We start from the raw sequence: 25772 nt of genomic DNA on the forward strand, positions 1-25772 counted from the left end.
GTTAAAAATTTATATTTTTTGACCTAACAAAATGGTATTAGTACCTTTTACGTGTTCTATCTTTTTAAATAAAAATATTTTTTTAGTTTGCTGAAGAAGGTTTTCAATTTCTTTGATGTGTTGCTGCCCAATACCAGCATTAAAAATAACAGTAGCTTTTGTAGAAAGAAGCTTTGATAAGTTTTGCCAAAATACTAATTGAAAAAATGCTTCTGGTACTTTAATATCTATAAAAATATCTACAATTACGGTTTCATATTTATGAGGATGTTGCTGAACAAATTGTGAGGCATCTTCACAAATTACTTCTATAGGAGCGTATTGTTGAATGTTAAATTCTGAATTTGCTACTTTAATAATAGCTTTATCTATCTCTACTGCAGTAATTTTTCCGTAAAAATTATATTTTTCTCTTAGAAGCTGTAAAATACTACCGCCACCTAGGCCTAACACCAAAACCTGTCCGCTTCTGTCTGCATTAGTTTTTTCTAGAGCAATATCTAAAATTTCGTGTAAGGCTCCGTATGAGTAATTTGCGTTTTTAGTGTCCAGTATTTTTTTTCCATTAAGCCAAGTCACTTCTAAATCTCCGCTATAATCAGATTTTATTTTTTTAGTAAGTGGCCAAATATAGCTTAAGGTTTTTTTCATATATATTAATAATTTTAGTGAAATAGGTTTTGTGAAAACAAATCTAAATATATTAATTATTGGCTTGTTCTAATATCCATTGTGTAATATCTTGTAAAACTTGTGGAGCTGTGGTTTGCTCAATATCTCCATATTCTTGTACACTTCCAGTGGTTGCTTCTTGAAACAAATGATTTAAATTAGGATATGTTTTAGTAGTGATTGGGGCGCCAGACTGTTTTACACTTTTTGTAATAGCATCTAAGTTTTCTTTTGCTAATACTTGTATATCTTTTTCTCCATTTAGAGCCAATACAGGGCAGCTCACCTTTGTAAGAAATTGAGTAGGATCTAACCTAATAAACTCTTTCATCCAATTAGAGTTTATTTGATTATTTATTTGCTCAAGTTCTGTATTACTAACCATAGCACCCCAGTGTTTTTTAAAAATATTTAAGGTTTTGGTTTTAGTCTCATTACTAGTTAAAGTAGTATCTAAAATTTCTTGGTATACCTCTTGAAATATAGCTTGACGTTGAGCGGTAGCCAGTGCATTTATACCTTGTATTTCTTCTAATTTTTTACGCTGCTGATTTAAAATTTTATCTCCTCTTAATCCAGGGCCAGCAAGTAAAACTATATAATCTACTTTGTTTTTGCTAGCAAGGGCAGGAGCAATAATACCACCTTCACTATGGCCAATTGCACCAATTTTTTGAGAATTAATTTCTGGTCGGGTTTTTAAGTAATTTACTGCAGCTTGCGCATCATCTATAAAGTTGTAAGTAGTAGCTGTGCTAAAATTTCCTTCAGAAGCAGCAGTACCACGGTCATCATAACGTAAAACAGCAATGCCATTATTGGTTAAGTAATCTGCTAACACCCAAAAAGGCTGATGGCCCAATATTTCTTCATTTCTATTTTGGGGTCCGCTACCAGAAATAAGCACCACTGCAGGAAATTTTTCTTTCCCTTTTGGTAAAGTTAAAGTCCCGTACAGGTTAATGTTATCTATTTTATTTGTGAAATGTACTTCTTCAGAAGAGTATAAAAACGGTGCTTCTGGAGTTTGCGGCCTTTTGGGAGCTTCTGTAACAACTACTTTTTTACTTAAAGTTAACGGGATGCTGTAACCTCTTTGTTTAAAAGTACCTACAAGTGTAGTATCTGGTTGTAATTCTGCTTCATAAATTATCTGAATAGATTTTTGCGTAATAGTTAATTTATTTTGAATAAAAGATACGCTATCTAGCGGAATACCATAAGCATTTTGACTAGGGCTATCCATCGTAGCACTAAAATCAGTATCTATTTTATTTATATGAAATACGGTAGGTAGTTTTGTATTCTGTATGCTTAGCTCACCGTACCAATCTCCTTCTATAGTTTGCGCAATACATAAATTGGTAACCAAAAATAATAGTAGTAGTATCTTTTTCATAATTAATAATTTAATGTGTAAATACTAAGTTTAGAAGAAACTTCAGCAAGAAGAATTGCTATAATAAAAAATACTATAGGTTTAGCTCCTTTTGCATTGGTTGCAATTTTGTATCCTTTAAAAAGTAAATAGAAATAATAAACCAATAGCACTATAGAAAAGAGAGCAAAAATAACGATGTATAAAACATCTATAACACCTATAGAAATTGCTTGTGTGTTTTTTAATGTAATGTTTACTAATTGCTGTGTAATATCTAATAAGTAGTTATTAATGTTACCAAAACTTAGTAAGTAATATGGTAGTCTAGCAAGTATACAAGTTGCTAAAATATCTATAATTCTCGTTTTTTTATAGGTAAGAATGGCTGCTATAAAAAGAAAAATAGTAAGAAAAATAATGTTTATAAAGTTGTCTGTAAACGGAGCGTAAAAATGTAACTCATTTACAAAATGTAGATCTAAAACCCCATCAAACCTAGCATGAAAAGCAAAAGCGATAAGAGAACCTAATAATGTACCTGCTAGCCCAATACTAATTAGTTTGGTTTCAGAATAATTTTCAAAAGGCTGAAAGAATATTTTTTTCATTTTTATTTTGAATTTAGTTGAGCTATAATATCATCTAATTTATTTCTTACAGTAGGGTAGCTCTTTTCTAATTGCGCTGCCATTTTTTTTAAACTTCCGCCAGTTAAAACAAACTGAAGAATAAAATTTTGATCTTCTACAGATAATTGCATTAAAGCTGGTAAAGCATATTTACCAGAAATTACAGTTGCGCAATTATTACAAGAAAGCTGACTTACCTCTAAGGTGTTTTCACAACTAGGGCATTTTACAGGAAGTTGAGCCATTTTTAAATTTATTAAACTTAATTTTAAATAAAATTAAACATAAAATGAATAAAATTAAAATTTTCATAGTTTTTTAGAGATAATTTTTTTTTTTGAAACCTGATAAATGTCATTTTATAAACACTGCTTCGGTAGTAATTTTATACTATAATTTAAAAACAATATAAGATGTCAGTTTATCAAAAATATTACGGAGAGTTTAAAGAAATGTATTACGGTAGTGCTGCTATAGGTATAATTGCTTCTAGTTGTTTAGGTGCTATTGCAGCAATGTTTATTTTAATGACAGGTCACGGATTTTTACAAATGATTCAATTATTTGCAGTAGTAATGATCTCTATGGGCTATAATACGGCAGTACTTTCTAATTTACCGTCTAAACAAGTTTTTAATTCGTTAGTAGCAAGTATATCTGTAAATTTATTATTTATTTTGTACCACGGATTAATGATGTTGTTGTAATAAAATATGAAACAAATAGAAAATAGAGACGATGTACAGTTACTTGTACATCGGTTTTACGATAAAGTAAGAGCCAATCCCGAGATTGGCTCTTTTTTTAATGAAACCATAACAGATTGGAGCCACCACCTAGAAAAGTTGACCGATTTTTGGGAGAGTAATTTACTTTATGCAGGTAGCTATAGAGGCAGACCAGGTAGAGCACACATAGAAGTAGATTATAAATATAACCACCAAATAGAAGCAAAGCATTTTGGAGTTTGGTTAAACCTTTGGGTAAATACCTTAGATGAGTATTTTGAAGGAGAATTGGCAGAAAGAGCAAAATTTAATGCTAGAAATATGGCAACCAATTTTCAAATGAAAATTTTTATGGCAAGACCGAAGTAATAGAGGTTTATCTAAAAAAGAAAAGCATCTCTTTCAGAATTTATTTATAAACTCTAGAGATGCTTTTTCTAACCTACTAACTTAACTCAACCTACTTTCATTTTTACTTTTAAACCGTCATAGAAAATAATCTGGTTTCTGGTTTATTTCGTTGCAGGCGCAAATCAAACGCCATGCATATATTTCTTACAAAAGGTCTCCCTTTTTCTGTTATTTGTAACGTGTTATTGGTAATAGATAGAAGCCCATCATTTTTCATTTCTGTAAGGCGTTCTAATACTTCTGGCAGTTCTGTAAAATGCAAATCATTTTCTTGCCATTCTGTTTGTAAATGGCACATTAAATTTAAAATATGCTTTCTAAGTATTAAATCTTCTTGGTTTAATAAATGTCCTCTAAAAACTGGTAAAATACCATTGTTTACTAGCTCTTGGTATTCTTCAATACTCTTAGTGTTTTGAGCAAAACCATACCAACTATCACTAATAGAAGAAACCCCTAAACCAATCATTAATTTTGTTTTAGAAGCGGTATACCCCATAAAATTTCGGTGTAATTGTTTTGCCTCTAAAGATTGGTAAAGTAAATCTGTTTTTAGCGCAAAATGATCCATACCTATTTCTACATACCCCATTTCTTCTAACAGCTCTTTGCCTAATTGGTATTGTGCTCTTTTGGTTTCTGCAGAAGGTAAATCGGCTTCATGATAACCACGTTGCCCGTTTCCTTTAATCCAAGGTACGTGTGCATAGCTGTAAAAAGCAATGCGGTCTGGCATTAATTCTTTAGTTTTTAAAATAGTATTTTTAACAGCATCAATACTTTGAAAAGGTAAGCCAAATATAATATCATGACTTACAGAAGTATAACCAATCTCGCGAGCCAATTTGGTAGCCTCTTTTACTTTATTAAAAGGCTGTATTCTGTTTATTGCTTTTTGTACCGCTGCATCATAATCTTGCACGCCATAACTTACTCTGGTAAAACCTACTTCTTGCAAAGCTTCTAAATGTGCTTTGGTAGTATTATTTGGATGACCTTCAAAACTAAATTGATATGCTTCTGCCAAATTTACTTTTCTTAGAAGTTCTTTAATTAAGAACTTTAAATTCTCAGGAGAAAAAAAAGTTGGTGTGCCGCCACCTAAATGAATTTCTTTTACTTTCACCTTTTTAGGTAAAATATCTAAGTAAAGCTCCCATTCTTTTAAAACCGAAGTTAAATACGGTAACTCTACCTCGTGGCGCTTAGTAATACGTTTATTACAACCACAAAATGTGCACATACTTTCACAGTATGGTAAATGTATGTAAAGGCTAATGCCTTCTGTTTCATTACTTTCTGTGAAAGAAGTGGTTACCGATTGTTTCCAATCTTTTAAAGAAAAGCTAGAATTATCCCAATAAGGTACGGTTGGGTAACTGGTATATCTAGGACCAGGAATATTATATTTTTGAACAAGTGGTTGGCACATATAGTTTGTAAATTATTCGTGTAAAACTAAAAACGGAATCTCTTTATGATAGCTTATTTTTTTTGCCAAAGGGTGAAACAAAATGTGCTGAAAAAAGTTTAAATTTTTAGCCATCATAGTAATCATTTGTGTTTCGTGAGAAGTAACAAAAGACTGTACCGCTTCTTCTAGCGTGTTGTTTTGTGTAAAATGGAAACTATGTTCTAGCTCCATTAATTGCTCTTTCAAGTAGTTTTTATTACTCTCTTGAGATTCAGATAAATCTTCTTCTTTTTTAGATAAATACAAAACACTTAATGCCGACTCATTAAAATGGCAAACCTGTTTTAAGGTATGAATTACTTTGTTTTTATAAGAAATATTAAAATCTGTAGGAAAGGTGATGCGTTTAGGTTCTGTATATCTAGCATCTTCTGGTATTACTAAAACCGGGCATTTAACTCTAGTAATAACATCTGTAGAGTGACTACCTACCGTTGCTTCTTTGTAACCACTAGCACCTTGCGTACCCATTACAATAAAATCTACCTCTTTATTTGTAACCTGCTCGCGTATAGCTTCTATAAAATTACCAGACTCTGTAGCCGTAAAAAACTGGTGTTTGTTATTTTTTTTCTCTTTAGCCAAACGTGTTAATAAAACCTGAAAAGACTGCTGGGTGTTGGTAGCAGTGCTTTGTGCAACCTTAACATCTGTCTCTTCCCAATCATTAGTTTCAATATTTAAAAAATAAAAATTGGTATATACATTCTGAAAAAACGATAACGCATAGCTAATAGCATTCCAAGAATTTTCAGAAAAATCTGTAGGCATTAAAATATTCATCTTCCTCTACTTTTATGATAAAGCAAATGTAGAAGAAGAGAAGAGGGTGAAAAATGATAAAAATCAGTTTTCTATAAATTAGTAAAATAATATGGGCGTTACCTTTTAGGTCGGGCTATGCGTTACAATTCCTCACAAGTTTGCACTCACGTTACAACTTGCTGCGGGATTTTCACTACTATCCCTAACGCAAAAAATGAAGTGATAGCATTACTCCATTACTTCTAACCCTTCTACATCAAGAATTTTAATATTTCTTCCTTCAATTTCTATAAGTCCATCTTTTTTAAAAGCAGAGAGTGTTCTTATTAAGCTTTCTGTAGCAATACCTGCTACACTTGCTAAATCTCCACGAGAAATTTTAATATTTTCAGAAGGATTTTTATCTAATACTTTAACAAACTGCAAAATGGTTTGTGCTGTTTTTCTTTTTACAGAGCTATAAGCCATTTGTAGTAATTGTTGTTTTATTTCAGATAAATTATCTGCAAGCACATTCATTAATTCTAAAGAAACTTTTTTGTTACTCTCTAAAATATCTTTTAATGTTTGTTTAGAAATACCTGCAAGTTCTGTTTTTTCTACTGCAGTAGCAGATTCTTGATAAGGAATGTTATCTTCAAAAGAAGTAAAGCCTAAAAACTCATCAGGTTTAAAAAGAGCGGTAATAAGTTCTTTTCCGTTTTCATCCATTTGGTGTGTTTTTACTACACCTTCTAAAATTAAATATACAAAATTAGAGTGATCTCCTTCTGTATAAATAGATTCTCCTTTTTTGTAAGTAGTTATTTCCCCTTCATCATCAAACAAATTTTTAAGCTCATTTAAATTTCTAACACTATCTTCTTTTTCAACTTCAACAGTAATTGGTTTAATAATATTTTCAGCTAAAATTTTTGCTTTAGCTAACCTACTTTCTATGGCACTAATTAGTTCTTCTTCATCAAAAGGTTTGGTTAAATAATCATCTGCTCCCATATTCATGCCTTTGCGTATTTCTTTATGCTCTGTTTTAGCAGAAAGAAATATAAACGGAATATGTTGTGTAGAAGCATTTTTGGCTAAGGCAGCTAATACACCATAACCATCTACTTCTGGCATCATAATATCACAAACAATAATATCTGGTGTTAGTTGTAAGGCTTTATCTATTCCTATTCTTCCGTTAGGTGCGGTGGTAACTTGGTAATTAGAAAGTTCTAAGAGTTCTGCAGTATTTTCACGTAAAGCAGTATCATCTTCAATAAGAAGAATAGTTTTCATAATAGATTATTGATTTGAAGTTAGCGGAATTGTAACGGTAAATGTACTTCCTTTGTTAATTTCACTGGTAAAATTAATACTTCCGTTAAGGTTTTCCAAATGGCTTTTAATAATGTTTAAACCAATACCAGTACCTTGGTTTAGCAGTGCGTTTTCTGCTCTAAAGTACCTTTTAAATATAAATTTTTGTTCTTTTTCAGGAATACCAATACCTTCATCTTTTATAGTGATATAAAGAAGGTTATTTTTAGTAAATGCTTCAATATCTATGGTAGTATTTTCTAGAGAATATTTTATAGCATTATTAATTAAATTGGTAAGTACCAGCTCTAAAATCTTTTCATCAAAATCTAAATATATATCATCAATATTTGTAGGGTAGCTAATTTTTTGCCCTTCTTTTAAAAGCATATTAGCATCATAAATCACTTCGTTAGTTACTTTACTTAGCGGAAAATGGCTAAACTTATAACTTACTTTACCTGTTTCTAATCTTTCTACAGAAAGAAAATCATCTAAAATATTATTTAAGTATTTTACCTTACTTTTTATTGTTTTAAGGTGCTTGTCTCTTTTTTCTTGTTGTTCTGTTTGTGTGTATTTACCTATAAGAGTGGTAGAGGTTAAAATACCGCTAAGGGGAGTTTTAAACTCGTGAGAAACTAGAGAAAGAAATTTGGTTTTAAGTTCATTAAGTTCTCGTTCTTTACGTAGCGATTCTTTTATCTTATTTTCTGCCTCTTTACGTTTTGTAATCTCATCTTCTAGTTCTAATACAGTTTGGTGCAGCTCTTCTGTTCTTACTTCAATTTTGTGTTCTAGTTGGTTATTTAGTTCTAATATTTGTTTTTCTTGTGTTTTACGAATACTAATATCTATAACCATTGCCATCACGTAATGATGACCTTCTAGTTCAAAAGGGTTTAATCCTGCTTCAACAGGAAATTGATGTCCGTCTTTTTTTAATCCGTACAAGTCTCTGCCGCTACCCATTTGGCGGTGGCTACTATGCTTCATAAAGCCATCTACTTGGCTTTGGTGGTTGTGTACATATTTTTGAGGAATTAAAACGTCTAAATGTTGCCCTTTTAATTCATCTTGTTTGTAACCAAACATTTGGTTGGCAGAATTATTACTGGCTACTATAATTTGGTTGCTATTAACAACAATAATTCCTTCAGAAACAGATTCAAATAAAATTCCGAAGTTGTGTTTATTAAGTTCCTCAAAGTTTTTCATAACTCAAAAATAGTAATTTTGAAGGTAGTATTTATTTTAGAAAATAGGATTGTTAAAGAATGAAAGCTTATTTTTAAAGTATTATTAAATAGAAATAAAATGAAAAGTAGTTTTAAAGAAATTATTAGTCAAGATAAATTAGTTTTGGTAGATTTTTTTGCAGATTGGTGTGGCCCTTGTAAAACATTAGCTCCAATTTTAAAGGAAGTGAAAGTAGAGATAGGAGAGCAATTAAAAATTGTGAAAATAGATGTAGATAAAAATCAAAATTTAGCTAGTAAATATCAAGTTAGGGGTGTGCCTACCATGATTTTATTTAAAGAAGGTAAGCAAGTGTGGCGTGAGTCTGGAGTTTTGTCAAAACAAAATTTAATATCTATTATTAATGAAAAAGGTAATAAATAGTTTTAACAAAATAAATTTATAGTTACTCTCCATAATATAATTAATGAGCATATTTACCTATCATTTAATAAAAACCTCTTACTTATCTGCTTTTAAGGGAATAATTTTTAATCCTCTTTCAAAAAATATAAAAGGGTTAATTCACGCAGAATATATGACAGGAATGACGTTAGGATCTCCAGTTTTTTCAACTAAAAGAGTGTTGGTTAGACAGGTAGCAATTTTTGCTCAGTGGGAAAATGAACAGGCAATAGAAGATTTTTTAGCTAACGATAAATTTGGAAAAAAGCTAGCTAAAGGTTGGTACACTAAACTAAATTTTATTAGACAATGGGGAAAATTTGAAAAATTTAAAATACCTGATAATAAAGAATATTTACCTCAAGATTTGCCTGTTGTAGCAGTTACTATTGCAAGAATGAAATTTTTAGAAATACCAAGATTTATAAAGTGGGGAAGACCTGTAGAGAAATTGGTAAGAGATCATCCTGCAACTTTGTTATCTCTAGCTACAATTAGGTTACCAAAAACCGTTTCTACCTTTTCTATTTGGGAGTCTGAAAAAAAAATGAGAGATATGGTACATGGTCATAGTTCTGTACCTTACCCTAAAAGACATTTTCAGGCCATGGAAGAGAGAGAACGTAAAAATTTTCATTTTGAATTTACCACGTTACGCTTTTATCCAATTTCTGAGTTTGGAGAGTGGGAAGGAAAGAAAAATATTATTTCTAATTTTATTAAAAGCTAATTTAACATGGCATTTGCCTATCCCGTACAACGTTTGCAAGATTGGTTAACCCAGCAATGGGTAATTAGTTTTGGAAAAAAAATAAATATAAATAAACACTCTTGGTTAATAGGGCCATTTGGGAGTTTAAATATTACAGGAGAAGGTTTTATTAATCAACTTGCAGAAAAAGAAAATTTAGTTTTAGAGAGAGAATTGCCAAATTGTGGTTTAATTAGAAATATAGAGCAGTTGAATTTACCTGAAGAGCAGGTAGAAAAACTATCTAAAAAAGTTATTGATTTTTATGTGAATACTTCTAATTATAATTTAGGTTTAAAAGTTACTTGGAATCCGTTTTTTAAAATATTTGGTTTTTTACTGCAATTTTTATTTAGCAATCGTTTAAAGCAATTAAATATTCCTACAAAAACTATTAAAGATACAGATTCTTTAAAAAGTGAAATTATTAATCTTGTAAACCCAATTACTAAACGTATTAAGTATACTTTTTGGTATAGAACATTTAAAACTAGTGGAGAGGTTATTTATTCTGGTATTTATGGTACTTGTACTATCCCTTCAGGAAAAACTTGTATAAAGGCAATTTTTCCGCTTCCTAATGGTAATGCTACCGTAATTTTAGAGCCTTATGTAGGAGAAAAAGGTGAGTTAATTTTAAAATCGTCTGGTAAAAAAGTTGGAGATAGTGGTTTTTACTTTCTATTAAAAGATGTAAATAATACTTTATGGTTAAAGTATATTAAGTCTTTTAAAGATCAATTAATTGTGAGTGAAATAGAAGGGGAGCTCATAGTAGAGCAAAAATTGACTCTTTGGGGAATTAATGTATTGAAATTTAATTATTTAATACAAAAAAAGCAATCTTGTTAGAGATTGCTTTTTTTGTAATTTTAAAATTAAAATTTAAATCTGTTCAAAATATTGTGTTTCGTTAGTACCAGATTTTCTAACGTTTATAACTGTACCATTTTCATCTATAACAAATGCAACAAATTCTATATTTTCACTGTTACTTACATTCTCAGGAATTGAGAAGGTGTAATTTGTTGTATAAATGTTGTCTTCATCAAAGTTAGAAATATTTATAGTATCTCCAGTAAGATTAGTGATAGAAGATCTTAATACGTGGTTGTGCTCAAACCCTTCAATTGGGTTTTCTCCATCAAAATATTGAGTATAGTTTTTTTGCTCGTAAATAAGTCCGTTTTCTAAAACATATACTACTAATTTTAGTTCTGTAAAAGTTTTAGCAATTTTTACATTTATATCAAGACTAACGCTATTATTTTCTATAGTATTAGTTAGAGCAAGACCTAATTTAGGGTTTTCTCCTTGTGTAAGATCTAAAACTTGACTAACGTGTTCTGGTTCTGGACTTTCCCATAATATATTTCTATTTAAATAACCTTTAGGGTAGCCAACAGCTTCTAAATCTTCTTCAATAGAAGAGGTGTCATAGTTGTAAGGATCATATGTAGCATCGTTAGGGTTAGAGCTGTCTCTATGTATACCTACTAAAACAGCATTAGAAGTATTTTCTAATACCTGCTCTACTGCATAAGCAACTCGTGCACAATACCCACACCAAGTACCTGTATAGTCTTCAATTAAAACTCTTTTTTTAAAGTTTACCTCTGTACCGTTATGGTATTCAATTACTAAAGTTTCAGAAGTAATTTCTTGATAAGTTGCTGTTACAGAAAATTCTCCAACTTCGTTAGAATTATAGGTGTTACCATCTATAGGCTCGCCGTTTACTTGAAAAATAGCTTCATCTGTAATATCTTCTCCATCTTGTGTAGCTTTTAAAATAACAGGGTTACCAATTATACTTAATGTATTATCTGAAGAGATAAGTACTGGGTTAATGGAAGGTATTATTTCGTAATTTTCACTACAACTTTGAATGGTAAGAATAGTAAATAATAAAAGTAAAACAGATAATCTTTTATTTTTTAGCATTTTTATTTAATTATTTTTTGACTATCTTTTTAGCTGCTCTATATCCTTTTTCTGTAACAAATTCTATAATATAAATACCGCTGCTCAATTTTGAAGTAGAAACTACTTGTTCTCCATTATTGAAGTTTCTTTCATATACTTTTTTACCTGTAAGGCTATATATTTTTAAAGTAGTAGATTCTTCTGTGTTAAATTTAAATTGATCACTAACCATCGAAGAGTAAACAGTGATACCAATATTCTCTAAATTGTATTTTTTAGTACTTAGGGTTTTGTCGTAAGTGTAAGAAAAAGAAACAATATCCCCTAATTCATTACCTGAAGCATCTACTTCATAAAATCTAAATTCATACACTACAGGCTGGCTTGGGTCATTACCATCATAATTATTAAAGAAATGATCATAATCACCATTACTTTCACCAGGAGCTAATGTTAATGGTGTAGTAAGTGGGTAAGATGTAGCAGAAGTAATTGTTGCGTAACAAACCTCTGCAAGACAAAATTGTAAATTACTACCAGAGGCGTTAGACATGCTAACAACTTCACCTAGTATATATGCATCTGAGCTGCCATTATTGGTGATTTTAATTCCTACTTCAGCAAAAAGCTGTCCTAATTCTGAAAATTTAAATTCTTGACCATTAGTTATTGCGTTACCGCTATGATCAGTAATACTAATCTGTGCAATTGCAGGAATAGTTAAAATAGTAGTGAATAAAAGTAATAGTATCTTTTTCATATTTTTCTTTTTAAAATAGAAGAAAGAGAATTTTATAAAATCTCTTTCTTCTTAGGTTTATTTATTCTTTAATTAATTTTATTGTTTTTTGTGTATTTTCAGATTTTAAATTTACGAAATAAACTCCTGTTTCTAAACTTTCGATGTTAATTGGAGTATTATTTTTTAAATTTTTAGCAGTTAATACAGATACACCTCTAACGTCGGCAATACTAATGTCAAAATTATCTAAGTTACTTACAAATAACTTACCAGTCGATGGGTTAGGATAAATAGTTATAGCTTTTAAATCATTTTGATCTACAGCAAGTGTTGAGTTAGCTCTAAATGCTCCTGCAATTTCTAATTCTGATCCAAAGTTACTACCGTCAATAGTGTACAATAAATTACTTCCAGAATATATATCAAATCCAGCCGTAGGAACAGTGCTATCCCAAAAAGCCCAACCATCACCGTAAGAATCTAATAGTTTTACCGTATAACAATCTGCTTGTGGTAAAGTAACTGAGTGTGATTTGGTTGTAAATGCGTCTTGACCGCCACCAGAACCATTTGTATTACCAACGTATGGACCTCCGCTAGCAACTAAAGTTTCTGCACTGTCGTATATCTCCCAAGTCATTTCACCAGGAAAATAATCTGTACGTACCTCTACTGTAATATTTCTAGTACCTTCTAAAGAAGTATTAAAAGAAATAGAGTTAGTATTATTGCTTGTATCTTCATCAGTTGGGATAGAAATATTTACGATATTTGATTGTTGAATGCTTGCTACCTGTTCAGGTAAAGTAATAGTCTCATTTTGAGCAAGAACTAAGTTACCTGTCCAAGTATAAGAATAGGTAGTGCCGTTATTGATATTATAATCAATAATTAATGAAGTTAGAGGGGTATTACCTAAGTTAGAAATGGTAATTTCTGGTGTAATATGACCATCACAAGAATCTTCAATTTCACTTACACTAAAAAGAGAAATTTCATTGTTGTAGCTTGAGCTATAAGTTACATCTGTACCATGGCCATTAATAATTTCTTGGTTACCTTCGGTTACAAAAGCAACAACTTCTAATTCACTTAATTCTACACCTATATCATTATAATCTTTTGGTATTGTATAAGTGTAAGTTTTAGAAATAAAAGATCCTTGAGAGGTAGTAGTAATATCTTCTCCCCATTGCCCTGTAATTAAATGTACCAGTCTATGTTGATGAACATAGTTATCTCCCATATTACCGCCAGTTTGTGGTCCTTCGGTATTATTTTGTAGTAAAGCTAAATTTAGTTTGTTTGTAGAGTTGCCATTAGCAGTAAAATAAGCTTCTACTAAAACTGTAATTTCTCTAGTAGCCACATCTACATTAGCTTGGGTGGCTACATTTACATAAGAACTTTGTGTTAATATTTGATTAGCTGCAGATTGCCAATTGCCTCTACTCATCGCTGTACCTCCAGAAGTCATTTCTAGACCAGAGAATACGTGTCTATTAACTGTTCCAGAAGGGTATCCCGTTAAGTTAGATTGACTAGCTAGAGCAGATCCAAAACTTGTAGTAAAATCTGGTTGTTCAGCAGAAGGAATTGCATAACCACCAGTATGTACATTGATTAAAAAAACATCGTTAGGGTTAGAACTTCTAATACTTTCTGCAATTGCATGACCTGAAGGGCAATAGACACAGTTTATACCAGTAAATTCTTCTAGAATAACATTTTTGTTTTCTGGAGTTGTAGACACAATTGTTTGTGACTGGATAGCTAAGCTACTAATTAAAGCAAATGCAGAAGTAAGTAGTAATTTTTTCTTCATCTCTATATGATTTGTGGTTAATTGTAACAAATATAAATTATTTTATGATTAATTAATAATTAAGAGTATTTAATATTTATAGGATTGTTAATGCCTTAAAAATATATATATTTGATGCATATTAACTAAATTTTAATAAATAATGAAGAATATATTTGTTTTCTTAATTTGCTTAACCCCTTTGTTTATAAACGCTCAATCTCAAATGCCAAATGTTAGGCTGAAAAATCTAGATAATGATTATAAAAATGTTTATGAAGATTACAACAAGAAAGATAAAGTATATGTATTTTCATTTTGGGCTACTTGGTGTGCACCATGTTTAAGTGAATTAGAATCTATCTCAGAGAATATTGAAGAATGGAAAGAAGAAGTAGATTTTGATGTAATAGCAGTATCTGTAGATGATGCTAGAACAGTAAAAAGAGTGAAACCTTTAATTAATGGTAAAGATTGGGATTATGAAGTTCTGTTAGATACAAATCAAGAATTAAAGAGAACACTGCAGATTTCTAACGTGCCTCATGTAATTGTAGTAAAAAACAAAAAAGTTGTTTATGTACATAATGGTTATGTAGAAGGGGCAGAAGAAGAATTATTTGAAGAAATAAAATCACTTTAATGAGAAAAATATTACTCTTTGTAATTGTTTTGGTAGCTACTTTTACTTCTAATGCTCAAGATTCAATTCAGAAAAAAGAAAAAATTAAAGGTCGTTTTTTTGGTGGTGTTGAAAGTAATTCTCAATACTATATAGATGATAGTAAGTTAGGTGATTTTAATTACGATAATCATTTTAGATCTAATAGTTACATTAACGCCAATTATAATTATGGTAAGTTTACAGCGGGAGTTCAAGTTGAGGCTTATGAGCCCAATGCACTTCTAAACTACAACCCTAAGTTTGAGGGGACTAATTTAGCTACTTACTACCTAAACTATAAATCTGATAAAATAGATGCTACTGCTGGTTATTTTTACGAACAATTTGGTAGCGGGTTATTACTTAGGTTTTGGGAAGATAGAGCACTAGGTATAAATAATGCATTGCGCGGAGGTAAAATAATTTACAGACCTACAAATGAAATTACTCTAAAAGCAATCTATGGTCAACAACGTACCGGGTTTGACGTAGCAAATAGTGATATTTTTGGATTTGACTCTGAATTTTACCTAACAGATTGGTTAAATTTTGAAACATCAGATTTATCTGTGGGAGCTTCTTATGTGGGGAGATATGAAAAAATAGACGAAGCAGATTTAGAAAACCCAGATTTTAATGAGTTAACTAACGCCTTTGGTGTAAGAGTTAATTATTCTCAAAATTCTTTTTATTTAAATGGAGAAGCTAACTTTAAATCTAAAGATGCTGCTTTAAGTTTACAAAATACTATTAGTAATGAGTTAGTAAAATCTGGTAGTGCATATCTATTAAACTTTGGTTATACCAAAAGTGGTTTAGGCGTAGACGTTATGCTTAGAAGATTAGAAAATATGACTTTTTTGTCTGAACGTGAGCCAGAAAGAATAGATGCTAATAACACAAGTTTAAACTACAATGATAAAATTTTAAATTATGTACCTGGTTTAACCAAACAACATCATTCTAACCTAGCTAACATCTATGTATATCAAGCTCAATATCAAGTAAGTTATTTAGGAGAAGATAAAATGAAATCTGGAGAAACAGGTGGGCAAATAGATGTTTATTATAGATTTAAAAAAGGTACTTCATTAGGAGGTAAATATGGTACTCGTGTAGCGGTAAATTTAGCAAGTTGGTATAATTTACCAGGTAAGTATAGATATTTTCCGAGAGAATATGATACAGAATTTTTTGGGGTAGGTCAACGATATTTCTCAGATTACAATATTGAAATAAAAAAGAGAATTAAAAAGAACTGGAGAACTGGTTTTTACTATATCCACCAATATTATGATAAAAGTTTAATTGAAGGTGGAGATGTTGTAAATGCAGATATATTATCTTTAGAAAGTACGTGGTCTTTTCAAAATTCAAAATCTATTAGAGTAGAAATGGAGCATATGTGGGCAGATGCAGATAGAGGAAATTGGGCAGGAGGTACTGTAGAGTATAATTTTAATAATAGCCTTTCTATGTATGTTTGGGATATTTATAATTACGGGGCACATTACGAAACAGATAAAAACCATTACTATAATATTGGTGGAGCTTACCGTTTTGGGGCATCTAGATTGGCTGTGAATTTTGGTAGACAAAGAGGTGGTTTAGTATGCGTAGGAGGTGTATGTAGGTATGTACCGCAAAATACTGGCTTTACATTAAATTTTTCTACTTCGTTCTAATAAACAAAATAATAAAAAATAAAAAAGCGGTCTTTTTAGATCGCTTTTTTTATTTTTTTAAATTTATATCTACTAAATAATATATAATGAACGCACACGAAATAGATTACGAAGTTTTTGGAGAAGAAATGCAATATGTAGAAATAGAATTAGATCCCAATGAAGGTGTAGTAGCAGAAGCTGGAGCTTTAATGATGATGGATGAGGGAATTAAAATGGATACTATTTTAGGAGATGGGTCTTCTAAAGACAATAGTTTTATGGGTAAAATTTTTGGAGCAGGAAAAAGATTAATTACTGGAGAGAGTTTATTTATGACGGCTTTTTACAACACTGTTCCTGGTAAGAAAAAATTAAGTTTTGCTTCTCCATATCCCGGTAAGATAATACCTATAGATTTAAATTATTTTAAAGGGAAATTTATTTGTCAAAAAGATGCCTTTCTATGTGCTGCTAAAGGAGTTTCAATAGGTATTGAATTTTCTCGTAAACTAGGAAGAGGTTTTTTTGGTGGTGAAGGGTTTATCATGCAGAAGTTAGAAGGAGACGGGATGGCTTTTGTTCATGCAGGAGGTACAACGGCAGTAAGATATTTAAATGCAGGGGAGCGTCTAAAAGTAGATACTGGTTGTATTATTGGTTTTGAGTCTACTGTAGATTATAATATAGAATTTGTAGGTGGAATTAAAAATACACTTTTTGGAGGAGAGGGACTCTATTTTGCAACCTTAACAGGCCCTGGTACTGTTTATATTCAGTCATTACCGTTTAGTAGATTGGCTAGTCGTGTTTTTGCTGCAGCTCCACAGAGCGGAAACAAACAAAGAGGAGAAGGTAGTATTTTGGGTGGATTAGGAAATTTATTAGACGGAGATAACAGTTTTTAATAAAACTATTTTCTAAAAAAAAGCCCTGATACAATCAGGGCTTTTTTGTGAATTTAAATAAGGTTATTTTTTATTTTTTAACTTAAAAAAACCAATACCTGCACCTATTAATACAGCCAAGGGTATTAACCCTGTAATGGGTGCGCCAGGGTTATCTATAACATCTCCATCATCAGTAGGTAGTCCTTGACTATAACTTTGTTGGAAAAAACACATTAATGCAATAATTAATAGGTTTTTTGATCTTTTCTTAAATCTTTTCATAGTTTAAAAAAATTATATTTTTATTTTATAATTAATTTTTGTGTATAAGTTTCATCTTCAACGTTTAATTTAATTAAGTAAACACCGCTGCTGATGGATTGATTAAATTCAATTTTTAGTGCTTTATTATCAAAACGATGATCTTCTTTATAAACTTGCTTACCTAATATAGAGTAGATAGCTACATTTACATCTTTACCAGATAATTTAGAAGATTCAATAGTGAAATAATTTTCTGTAATTGGGTTTGGATGAACAACAAAATTTAGAAAATCTTCATTAGTGTTGCTTAAAGTTTCATTAGTTACTATTAATTCAAATCTATTAGAGTTAGAAGAATCATCATTTAAATCAATATTAAATTCGTATAAATTTACTTCGTCATTTAAATTGATAATTTTATTTAAATAATTATCTTTTATAGCAAAATTTAATCCGTTTTGATCTCTAATAATAACTTCAAATTTATAATTTGAATTTCTGTAGTTAATTAAACTAAAAGGATAAACTTTACTGTCATTAGGAGCTGGTTCACTTACAATGGCAAAATCTTCACTGTTATTAACTAGTGCAAAGGTTTCATCAAAGTTTTCAGATTTGTAAATATCTCCGTTGTCTTTATTAAATGAAAAATTATTACTTAAGTTCAGTTTAACCCCATCAATTAATTCAGTTGAATTTTTGTATAGATTTATTCTAATAGAATTATCTATGTTTGAAGCAGAAGGTCTAAAAATAACATCATTTGTAGAGGTATTAGTTTTATGACTTTCTTTAAATGTTACTTTTGCGATTCCACCATCAGAATCTGTAAATATAAATGCTGCTTGACCAGGCTGTAAATATTGGTCTACAGAAGAAGGAGGTACAGAGCTCCCATCGGTTACATCTACAATTACATATGCTCCATTTGTATTTAAGTGTGGATTATATACTTGGTAGCTTGTGGTGTTTACATTTTCACTTTCTGTATCATTAAGAACTAAATTCATATCAACAGGAGACTGGTACGGGTTTCCAATAAAATTATAATTATTTGCTACAGGACTTAAACTTGTAGGATTAAATACAAAATCACAAATATTTAAATGTCCACTTGCTCTTAATATGGTATTGGTAGGTGTTGGATTGTTAATTTCTGTATTAATAGATCTATCACCTCTTACCATTAATAAATATGCGCTACCAGGTGTTATTGTGGTAGTTACCGTACTAGTAACCGATACCCAACTTTGGGAAATGTTATTATATGTAAATAACGAGGGGTTTGTAGTTGCAGTAACATCAAACCCTGTTGTTGCAATGTTGCTACCTGTTATATGAGTACCATAACCTGGATTTGGGTTTTGGTTATTACTATAACTACTAGTTAAATTTTGAGCACCTTCTTGCCAATTATTTTTTATAGGGTTAATACAATTAACGGGAGCAGTTAATCCTCTAAAAGCTCTTTTAGCTTTGATAAATCTTTCTACAGTAACTCGCCCTGCAGAGCCTGCTAAACCTAAATAATTGATAGTGGTATTAGTACAATCTGCAACTTCTCCAAAAATAGCTGTTTTGTTTAAAGAACTTTTAAATACAAGATTAGCACCATTATTTAAATTTAAATCTCCACTAGTTATAGTAAAATTATCTATAATGTTTATTTCATTATAGGCATCTAATTCCGTATCTACATCTTTATTAACCTCTATAATATTTAAAGTATTATCAACAAAATCATTACCATCTAAAACTTGTGTAGCTTCACCTAATAATGTTACAGATCCTTCTTTTGCATCTATAGAGTGATCATTTGTAGCGTCAATAGAACCGTAAAGGTCAATATTGTCATTATTTTTTAATTCTATTACTACACCTGAGTTAATAAATAAACTATCTACAGCTATTCCTCCTCCATCTATATCTGAGGTATAATCACCAGTAACTAAAACATCATCAGATCCATTTGTATTTGGGCCAGTTGTATTATTCCAAGCAGAACCATTCCAAGTTACAAAATCTGTTGTAAAACTTTCAACTTCTCCATATATATTATAAGTTGTGCCTGAGCTAATTGTAGAATAAGCTCTAAAGTAATAAGTTTCATGAGCGTTTAAGCCAGTTAAGTCGTTACTAAAACTTCCACTAGCTAAATTTGTAACAGGAATTTGAGTGCCACTTCCTGGTTCAAAATTTGGATCTGTACTATATTCAAAACCATAAGAAGTAACACAATCTATATTGATCATATCAGCATTTAAAGTAGCACCATCTGTATGAATTGCTGTTGCTGCTTGGGTGGTTAATTCTGTTGGGTTTTTAGAGACATCATATAACCTTAAACTAGAAGTAAGAGATACATTTGCTAATGATGACATTCTGATAGTAATTCTATCAATAGCACTTGTTGGAGTATAAGGAATAGAAATTATGCCGTTAGATTGAAATAAACCAAGTAAATCTAAATCTAATAAACTTGAAAGTGAAGTTGAATCTACTAAGGTAGAACCGTTATAACCTATAATATCAACATTATTAATTAAGTTTAAACTTACAACGTCTGCAGTACTAGCAAGATTTATTTGATAGTTAGAGCTAGAAGCTCCATCAAAATAAACAGTTTGTTCTACACTACCAGCAACAGAAAGTGTCGGTAAACTCAATTTAGAATATGTAGTAAGGTCATTATCTATAACATTTTCAGGATTGTCAACTCCACCAGATCCAAGAAGAGAAACACTTAATAATCCTCCATTTGCAGACCAAGACGTATACTCTGCTCCTCCACAAGATGTAGAAGAGGTAGTATAAAACGCACCATATAGGTATATTTCTGTTTCATCTAGTAAACCAACAGTACCTGTTAAATCATGGTGTATTTGAATATATTTATAATCTAGTGGCGGGGTAAAAGCTAAAAAATACTCACCTGCAGCATTAGATACTACTCTCGCTTCTTCACTATCTATATCATTAGAACTTTTAACTAAAACTGGATTCTGAGATGCGTCATACGCAGAGAATGTAACAGTTTGAAATCCAAATAAAACATTTTCTAATAAAGCTCCTACGTCAGAGCTACCTAATAAATTATTTAGTAAAGTTGTATTACCTCCTAATTTAAAATATGTAGTTGTTCCTCCAGGAACAATAGTTGGGTATTCTAAGGCTTGTAAACCGTCATAAGCTCCAATACCTAAGGCTAATCCAGAGTTTGCTTTAATTGTTGAATATGTAGAGAGATTTCCTCGCGGATCTACAAAATCTAAGTCTATTGCATTAGTAGAGTTATCTACATTTATAGCTGTGTGAACACTTGTTGCCCTTTGATAAGTTTGAGCGTGAACGCTCATGGTAAATAGGTAGCAAAATACCCCTATAAAGATGGATGTAGTAGTAGATGTTTTCATAACAATTGTAGTTTTTTAACACATATAACGAGTTTGTTGAGTACTCAAAATTAGTTTATTTTAAATCAAAAAACACACTTAATCGGAAATATTTTACGCTTAATCGTTTAAGCATGTGTTTTATCTATAAATATTTTATGTTTTTTTTATAAATATTATTACTCTATAGAGTGGTTTATTCTAGTTTAGAATTGTGGCGATATGTTATAATATTGCTAATGTTAAAGTGAAGATTTTACGTTTTACAGAATATTTCCGATATTACCATAATGATGATTTTATGACTTAAATCATCTTTTTTACTCAATTCTATAAATCAAATCATTCAAATGAAAATCAAAAAAGTTCTTGTTGCCAATAGAGGTGAAATTGCTATTAGAATATTTAGAGCATGTACAGAAATGGGGTTACGTACGGTAGGTATTTATACTTATGAAGATCGTTATTCTTTGCATAGATATAAAGCAGATGAAGCTTATCAAATAGGAGATGATAGTGAGCCTTTAAAACCTTACTTAGATATAGATAAAATTATAGAAATTGCTAAAGAGAATGATATTGATGCTATTCACCCTGGGTATGGTTTTCTTTCAGAGAATTCTAGTTTTGCTCAAGCCTGTGAAGATAATGGTATCACTTTTATTGGTCCTAAAGTTTCTGTATTAAAATCTTTAGGAGATAAAGTTACTGCTAAAGAAGTAGCAGTAAAAAATAATGTACCAGTAATAGAGAGTAATAAAGAAGCGCTTACTAGTATAGATATAGCTTTAAAAGAAGCTAAAAATATTGGTTACCCTATTATGTTAAAAGCAGCTTCTGGAGGTGGAGGCCGTGGGATGAGGGTAATTAGAACAGAAGACGAACTTAAAAAAGCATTTCCAGAATCTAAACGTGAAGCAGGTAATGCTTTTGGAGACGATACGGTTTTTATTGAAAAATTTGTAGAAAATCCAAAACATATAGAGATTCAGATTTTGGCAGATAACCACGGAAATATGGTACATCTGTTTGAGAGAGATTGCTCTGTGCAACGTCGCTACCAAAAGGTAATAGAAATAGCTCCATCTTTAGGGTTAAATGAAGAAACCAAAAATAAACTCTATCAATACGCATTATCAATTTGCCAAGCAGTAAATTATAACAATGCTGGTACAGTAGAATTTCTGGTAGACGATGATGGTAGTATTTATTTTATAGAAGTAAACCCAAGAATACAAGTAGAACATACAGTTACAGAAGTTGTAACTGGTATAGATGTTGTGAAATCTCAAATATATATTGCAGAAGGTCACCAATTATCTGACGAAGAAATAAATATAGAAAGTCAAGAAAAATTATCTACAGAAGGTTTTGCTGTACAATGTAGAATTACTACAGAAGACCCTACTAATGATTTTAAACCAGATTACGGTACAATTTCTACCTATAGAAGTGCCTCTGGATTCGGAATTCGTTTAGATGCGGGGAGTGTTTATCAAGGAGTGAGTATTTCTCCATTTTTTGACTCTATGTTGGTAAAAGTTACCGCTAATAGCGGTACTTTAGAAGGTGCTTGTAGAAAAATGCGTAGAGCTTTAGCAGAGTTTAGAGTTCGTGGTGTAAAAACCAATATGGCTTTTCTAGATAATATATTAAAAGATGAAACTTTTAGAGAAGGTAAGGTTACTGTAAATTACATTAAAAATACTCCTAAGTTATTTGAAATTCAGCAACCTCGTAACAGAGCTACCAAAATGGTGAATTTTTTAGGAGATGTAACTGTAAATGGAAATGTAGATGTAAAATACACAGACCCAACCAAAAAATTAATCACCCCAACAGTACCAAAGTTTGATACTAAGAGTCCTTACCAAAAAGGAACAAAAGACTTATTAACAGATTTAGGTCCAGAAGATTTTTCTAAATGGTTAAGTGAAGAGAAAAAAATTCACTTTACAGATACCACATTAAGAGATGCGCACCAAAGTTTATTAGCAACTAGAATGCGTACTTATGATATGATGAAAGTAGCAGAAGGTTTTGCTAAAAATCATCCAGAAGTATTTAGTATGGAAGTTTGGGGAGGAGCCACTTTTGATGTTTGTATGAGGTTTTTAAAAGAAAACCCTTGGGAGCGTTTACAAAAACTTAGAAAAGCAATTCCTAACATACTGTTTCAAATGTTGCTTAGAGGTTCTAATGGTGTGGGGTATACTGCTTACCCAGATAATTTAATTGAAAAATTTGTAGAACAAGCTTGGGAAAATGGAGTAGATATTTTTAGAATATTTGATTCTCAAAACTGGATGCAATCTATTGCACCTTGTATAGAATATGTAAGAAAAAATACAAAAGGTCTTGCAGAAGCTTCTATGTGTTACACGGGAGATATTCTTCAAACTAAAAACAATAAGTATAGCTTAGATTACTACCTGCAATTAGCTAAAGATTTAGAAAACGCTGGGGCACATATTTTAGCAATTAAAGATATGGCTGGCTTGTTAAAGCCTTATGCCGCGTCAGAATTAGTTTCTGCATTAAAAAGTGAAATTTCTATTCCAATTCACTTACATACGCATGATACTTCTTCTATACAATCTGCAACCTACATTAAAGCAATAGAAGCAGGAGTAGATGTGGTAGATGTTTCTTTAGCAGGGATGTCTGGATTAACATCACAACCAAACTTCAATTCATTAGTAGAGGCAATGAATTATCACGAACGTGAAAATAAAATGAATGTTCAAAAATTAAATGAATATTCTAATTATTGGACTACCGTGAGAGATTATTACTATCCGTTTGAGTCGGGCTTAAAAGCAGGTACAGGAGAAGTGTATAAGCATGAAATTCCAGGAGGTCAATATTCAAATTTAGTGCCTCAAGCAGAGTCACTAGGGCTAAAAGATCGTTTTCATGAAATTACAGATATGTACGGAAAAGTAAATGAACTTTTTGGAGATGTAATAAAAGTAACCCCTAGTAGTAAAGTGGTAGGAGATATGGCTCAGTTTTTAGTGAGCAACGATTTAACAATTGATGATTTTTATAAAAAAGGTAATACCCTTTCTTTTCCAGAGTCTGTAAAAAGTTTCTTTAGAGGAGATTTAGGTCAGCCAGTTGGTGGTTTTCCTAAAGAGGTTCAAAAAATAATTTTAAGAGACGAAAAACCTTATACAGATAGACCAAATGCTCACTTAGAGCCGGTAGATTTTGATAAAGAATTTGCAGAGTTTAAAAAAGAGTTTTCAGAAGGATTAGATAGAGAATTGTTAATTACAGATTTTCTTTCCTATAAACTTTATCCAAAAGTGTTTACAGATTTATATGAGCACTATAAAAAGTATGGTAAGGTGATGAATATACCTACCAAAGATTTTTTCTACGGAATGGAGATTGGAGAAGAAATTATTGTTGAGCTTGATAGAGGTAAAACTTTATTAATTACCTTAATTTCTACTACGGCACCAGATGAAGCTGGTATGGTTACTGTTTTCTTTAAAGTAAACGGACAAACTAGAAACATTCAGGTGAAAGACAAATCTGTTAAAGTTGAAAAAGTAGAACACGTAAAAGCAGATAAATCTAACGAGAAACACGTGGCTGCTCCGTTACAAGGCTCACTTTCAGAAATGATGGTAAAAGAGGGTGATACGGTAACTAAAAATCAACCTTTATTTGTGATTGAAGCCATGAAAATGGGAACTACCATTACTTCTAATGGAGAAGGTACAGTTAAAAAAATCTATCTAAAACCAGGTACTATGGTGTTTAGTGAAGATTTAGTAGTTGAGTTGAAGTAAATGTTACCTCGAGCGGGATAGAGAGATTAAAACTCATGTCACCTCAAGAGTTTTAGAGGTTTAATGAGAATCAAAATAAAGTTCAGCATCTTTTTACTCCGCCCGATCTAATAAATAACCAAAAAGAACCTTTCAGTATTTGGAAGGTTCTTTTATATTCAATATTAAAAAAGAAAAATTTTGTTTAAGCACACGCATCCTTATGCTCCATATATTCCTAAAGAAACAAAAAAGTTAATAGTTGGTACATTGCCACCACCTAGGTTTACAACGGGAGAATTAAAAGATGGCGATGTAGATTTTTGCTACGGAAGCCGTGACGGACAGTTATGGATTATTTTAGATAGAATTTTTAATCTAAATCTTCAATTTGAAACGACTCAAGAAGCAATTCAGCAAAGAAAAAATTTTTTAAAGAACAACCATATTGGTATTTGTGATATGGTAGATTATGCATTGCGAGAAAAAATAGATGCTTCAGATTTAGGAATGAAAGAAGTGAAACTACGGAATATGATACAGATCTTAAAAGAAAACCCATCTGTAGAAACATTACTCTTCACCGGTGGAAACAGCAAAAACGGTCCGGAGTATTTTTTTAGAAAACATATTCGTGACCATAAAGAAATTCAACTTAAAAAAGTGAGTGATGAGGTACCTAGAATACATCAATTTAATTTAGATAATCGAGTGATTACCACTGTGTCTCTAACAGCGCCGTCTGGAGCTGCAAATAGAGCAGTTGGCGGGATGCAGTATTACAAATATTTAAAACAGAAAAACCCAGAAATGAGTACGTTAGATTTTAGAGTGTTACAGTATCAACCTTATTTTAAATAATTAAATGTTATCCAACAAAAAAAGGC

Annotated in this window: 23 protein-coding genes; 10 read left to right on the forward strand and 13 right to left on the reverse strand. The window is 31.0% G+C overall.

Going from position 1 to position 25772, the window contains the following annotated elements:
* Positions 1-9: 9 nt before the first annotated feature.
* Genes BUC03_RS09945 through BUC03_RS09960 form a run of 4 tightly spaced genes read right to left on the reverse strand, consistent with a single transcriptional unit; the run spans position 10 to position 2927 of the window.
* Positions 10-651 carry a spermidine synthase gene (locus BUC03_RS09945; protein ID WP_073151196.1) on the reverse strand — a complete coding sequence of 214 codons (642 nt, stop codon included), beginning with the start codon at positions 649-651 and terminating at the stop codon, positions 10-12.
* Positions 652-703: 52 nt separating this feature from the next.
* Positions 704-2071: an alpha/beta hydrolase family protein gene (locus tag BUC03_RS09950; RefSeq protein WP_073151199.1), complete on the reverse strand. Its 1368-nt coding sequence runs from the start codon at positions 2069-2071 to the stop codon at positions 704-706.
* Positions 2072-2073: 2 nt separating this feature from the next.
* On the reverse strand, positions 2074-2661 hold the full coding sequence (locus tag BUC03_RS09955; RefSeq protein WP_073151202.1) for a hypothetical protein: 588 nt from the start codon (positions 2659-2661) through the stop codon (positions 2074-2076).
* 2 nt (positions 2662-2663) lie between these two features.
* Positions 2664-2927 (reverse strand): DUF2089 family protein, encoded by a 264-nt coding sequence (locus BUC03_RS09960; RefSeq protein ID WP_073151204.1) that lies wholly within the window; start codon positions 2925-2927, stop codon positions 2664-2666.
* Between the two features lie 168 nt (positions 2928-3095).
* Here BUC03_RS09960 and BUC03_RS09965 point away from each other — a divergent pair, with 168 nt between their 5' ends.
* Together BUC03_RS09965 and BUC03_RS09970 are read left to right on the forward strand one after the other, a co-directional pair.
* Positions 3096-3389: a hypothetical protein gene (locus tag BUC03_RS09965; protein WP_073151207.1), complete on the forward strand. Its 294-nt coding sequence runs from the start codon at positions 3096-3098 to the stop codon at positions 3387-3389.
* Between the two features lie 6 nt (positions 3390-3395).
* The gene (locus BUC03_RS09970; protein WP_073151210.1) at positions 3396-3779 is read left to right on the forward strand and encodes a group III truncated hemoglobin; all 384 of its coding nucleotides are present in this window, start codon (positions 3396-3398) and stop codon (positions 3777-3779) included.
* A 109-nt stretch (positions 3780-3888) separates the two neighbouring features.
* Here the strand turns inward: BUC03_RS09970 and hemN are convergent, their stop codons facing one another.
* From hemN to BUC03_RS09990, 4 genes are all read right to left on the reverse strand, one after another.
* Complete coding sequence (gene hemN, locus BUC03_RS09975; protein ID WP_073151212.1) at positions 3889-5253, reverse strand: oxygen-independent coproporphyrinogen III oxidase; 1365 nt, start codon at positions 5251-5253, stop codon at positions 3889-3891.
* Positions 5254-5265: 12 nt separating this feature from the next.
* Positions 5266-6078: a universal stress protein gene (locus BUC03_RS09980; protein WP_073151215.1), complete on the reverse strand. Its 813-nt coding sequence runs from the start codon at positions 6076-6078 to the stop codon at positions 5266-5268.
* Positions 6079-6288: 210 nt separating this feature from the next.
* A complete protein-coding gene (locus tag BUC03_RS09985) occupies positions 6289-7341 on the reverse strand; it encodes a response regulator (protein ID WP_073151217.1) in 1053 nt (350 codons plus the stop codon).
* Positions 7342-7347: 6 nt separating this feature from the next.
* Positions 7348-8580: a PAS domain-containing sensor histidine kinase gene (locus tag BUC03_RS09990; protein WP_073151220.1), complete on the reverse strand. Its 1233-nt coding sequence runs from the start codon at positions 8578-8580 to the stop codon at positions 7348-7350.
* Between the two features lie 99 nt (positions 8581-8679).
* Between BUC03_RS09990 and trxA the strand changes: the two genes are divergently transcribed.
* From trxA to BUC03_RS10005, 3 genes are read left to right on the forward strand one after another with little or no spacing between them, the layout of a single operon-like run.
* The gene (gene trxA, locus BUC03_RS09995) at positions 8680-8985 is read left to right on the forward strand and encodes a thioredoxin (RefSeq protein ID WP_073151223.1); all 306 of its coding nucleotides are present in this window, start codon (positions 8680-8682) and stop codon (positions 8983-8985) included.
* Positions 8986-9028: 43 nt separating this feature from the next.
* On the forward strand, positions 9029-9736 hold the full coding sequence (locus tag BUC03_RS10000) for a hypothetical protein (protein WP_073151225.1): 708 nt from the start codon (positions 9029-9031) through the stop codon (positions 9734-9736).
* A gap of 6 nt (positions 9737-9742) precedes the next feature.
* Positions 9743-10609: a hypothetical protein gene (locus BUC03_RS10005; protein ID WP_073151228.1), complete on the forward strand. Its 867-nt coding sequence runs from the start codon at positions 9743-9745 to the stop codon at positions 10607-10609.
* Positions 10610-10642: 33 nt separating this feature from the next.
* Here the strand turns inward: BUC03_RS10005 and BUC03_RS10010 are convergent, their stop codons facing one another.
* From BUC03_RS10010 to BUC03_RS10020, 3 genes are all read right to left on the reverse strand, one after another.
* Positions 10643-11701 (reverse strand): Omp28-related outer membrane protein, encoded by a 1059-nt coding sequence (locus BUC03_RS10010; protein WP_073151231.1) that lies wholly within the window; start codon positions 11699-11701, stop codon positions 10643-10645.
* Between the two features lie 10 nt (positions 11702-11711).
* Entirely contained in the window at positions 11712-12443 is a 732-nt protein-coding gene (locus BUC03_RS10015; protein ID WP_073151233.1) for a T9SS type A sorting domain-containing protein, read from the reverse strand.
* 61 nt (positions 12444-12504) lie between these two features.
* Complete coding sequence (locus tag BUC03_RS10020) at positions 12505-14250, reverse strand: T9SS type A sorting domain-containing protein (RefSeq protein WP_073151236.1); 1746 nt, start codon at positions 14248-14250, stop codon at positions 12505-12507.
* A gap of 142 nt (positions 14251-14392) precedes the next feature.
* Here BUC03_RS10020 and BUC03_RS10025 point away from each other — a divergent pair, with 142 nt between their 5' ends.
* The 3 genes from BUC03_RS10025 (at position 14393) to BUC03_RS10035 (ending at position 17465) form a co-directional block, all read left to right on the forward strand.
* A complete protein-coding gene (locus BUC03_RS10025) occupies positions 14393-14872 on the forward strand; it encodes a TlpA family protein disulfide reductase (RefSeq protein WP_073151239.1) in 480 nt (159 codons plus the stop codon).
* Positions 14872-16578 carry a DUF6029 family protein gene (locus BUC03_RS10030; protein ID WP_073151242.1) on the forward strand — a complete coding sequence of 569 codons (1707 nt, stop codon included), beginning with the start codon at positions 14872-14874 and terminating at the stop codon, positions 16576-16578. Before BUC03_RS10025 ends, BUC03_RS10030 begins: the two co-directional genes overlap by 1 nt.
* Before the next feature lie 86 nt (positions 16579-16664).
* Positions 16665-17465, forward strand: coding sequence for a TIGR00266 family protein (locus tag BUC03_RS10035; protein ID WP_073151245.1), 801 nt, complete (start codon positions 16665-16667; stop codon positions 17463-17465).
* 63 nt (positions 17466-17528) lie between these two features.
* On the opposite strand, the gene BUC03_RS10040 is transcribed toward BUC03_RS10035, so the two are convergent.
* On the reverse strand, positions 17529-17729 hold the full coding sequence (locus tag BUC03_RS10040; RefSeq protein ID WP_073151248.1) for a hypothetical protein: 201 nt from the start codon (positions 17727-17729) through the stop codon (positions 17529-17531).
* A 20-nt stretch (positions 17730-17749) separates the two neighbouring features.
* On the reverse strand, positions 17750-21124 hold the full coding sequence (locus tag BUC03_RS10045; protein ID WP_084112895.1) for a T9SS type A sorting domain-containing protein: 3375 nt from the start codon (positions 21122-21124) through the stop codon (positions 17750-17752).
* Positions 21125-21453: 329 nt separating this feature from the next.
* Here BUC03_RS10045 and BUC03_RS10050 point away from each other — a divergent pair, with 329 nt between their 5' ends.
* On the forward strand, positions 21454-24906 hold the full coding sequence (locus tag BUC03_RS10050) for a pyruvate carboxylase (protein WP_073151254.1): 3453 nt from the start codon (positions 21454-21456) through the stop codon (positions 24904-24906).
* Positions 24907-25086: 180 nt separating this feature from the next.
* Entirely contained in the window at positions 25087-25746 is a 660-nt protein-coding gene (locus tag BUC03_RS10055) for a uracil-DNA glycosylase family protein (RefSeq protein ID WP_073151256.1), read from the forward strand.
* The last annotated feature ends 26 nt before the right edge of the window (positions 25747-25772 follow it).

The organism is Mesonia phycicola, assembly GCF_900141885.1.
Classification (GTDB): domain Bacteria; phylum Bacteroidota; class Bacteroidia; order Flavobacteriales; family Flavobacteriaceae; genus Mesonia; species Mesonia phycicola.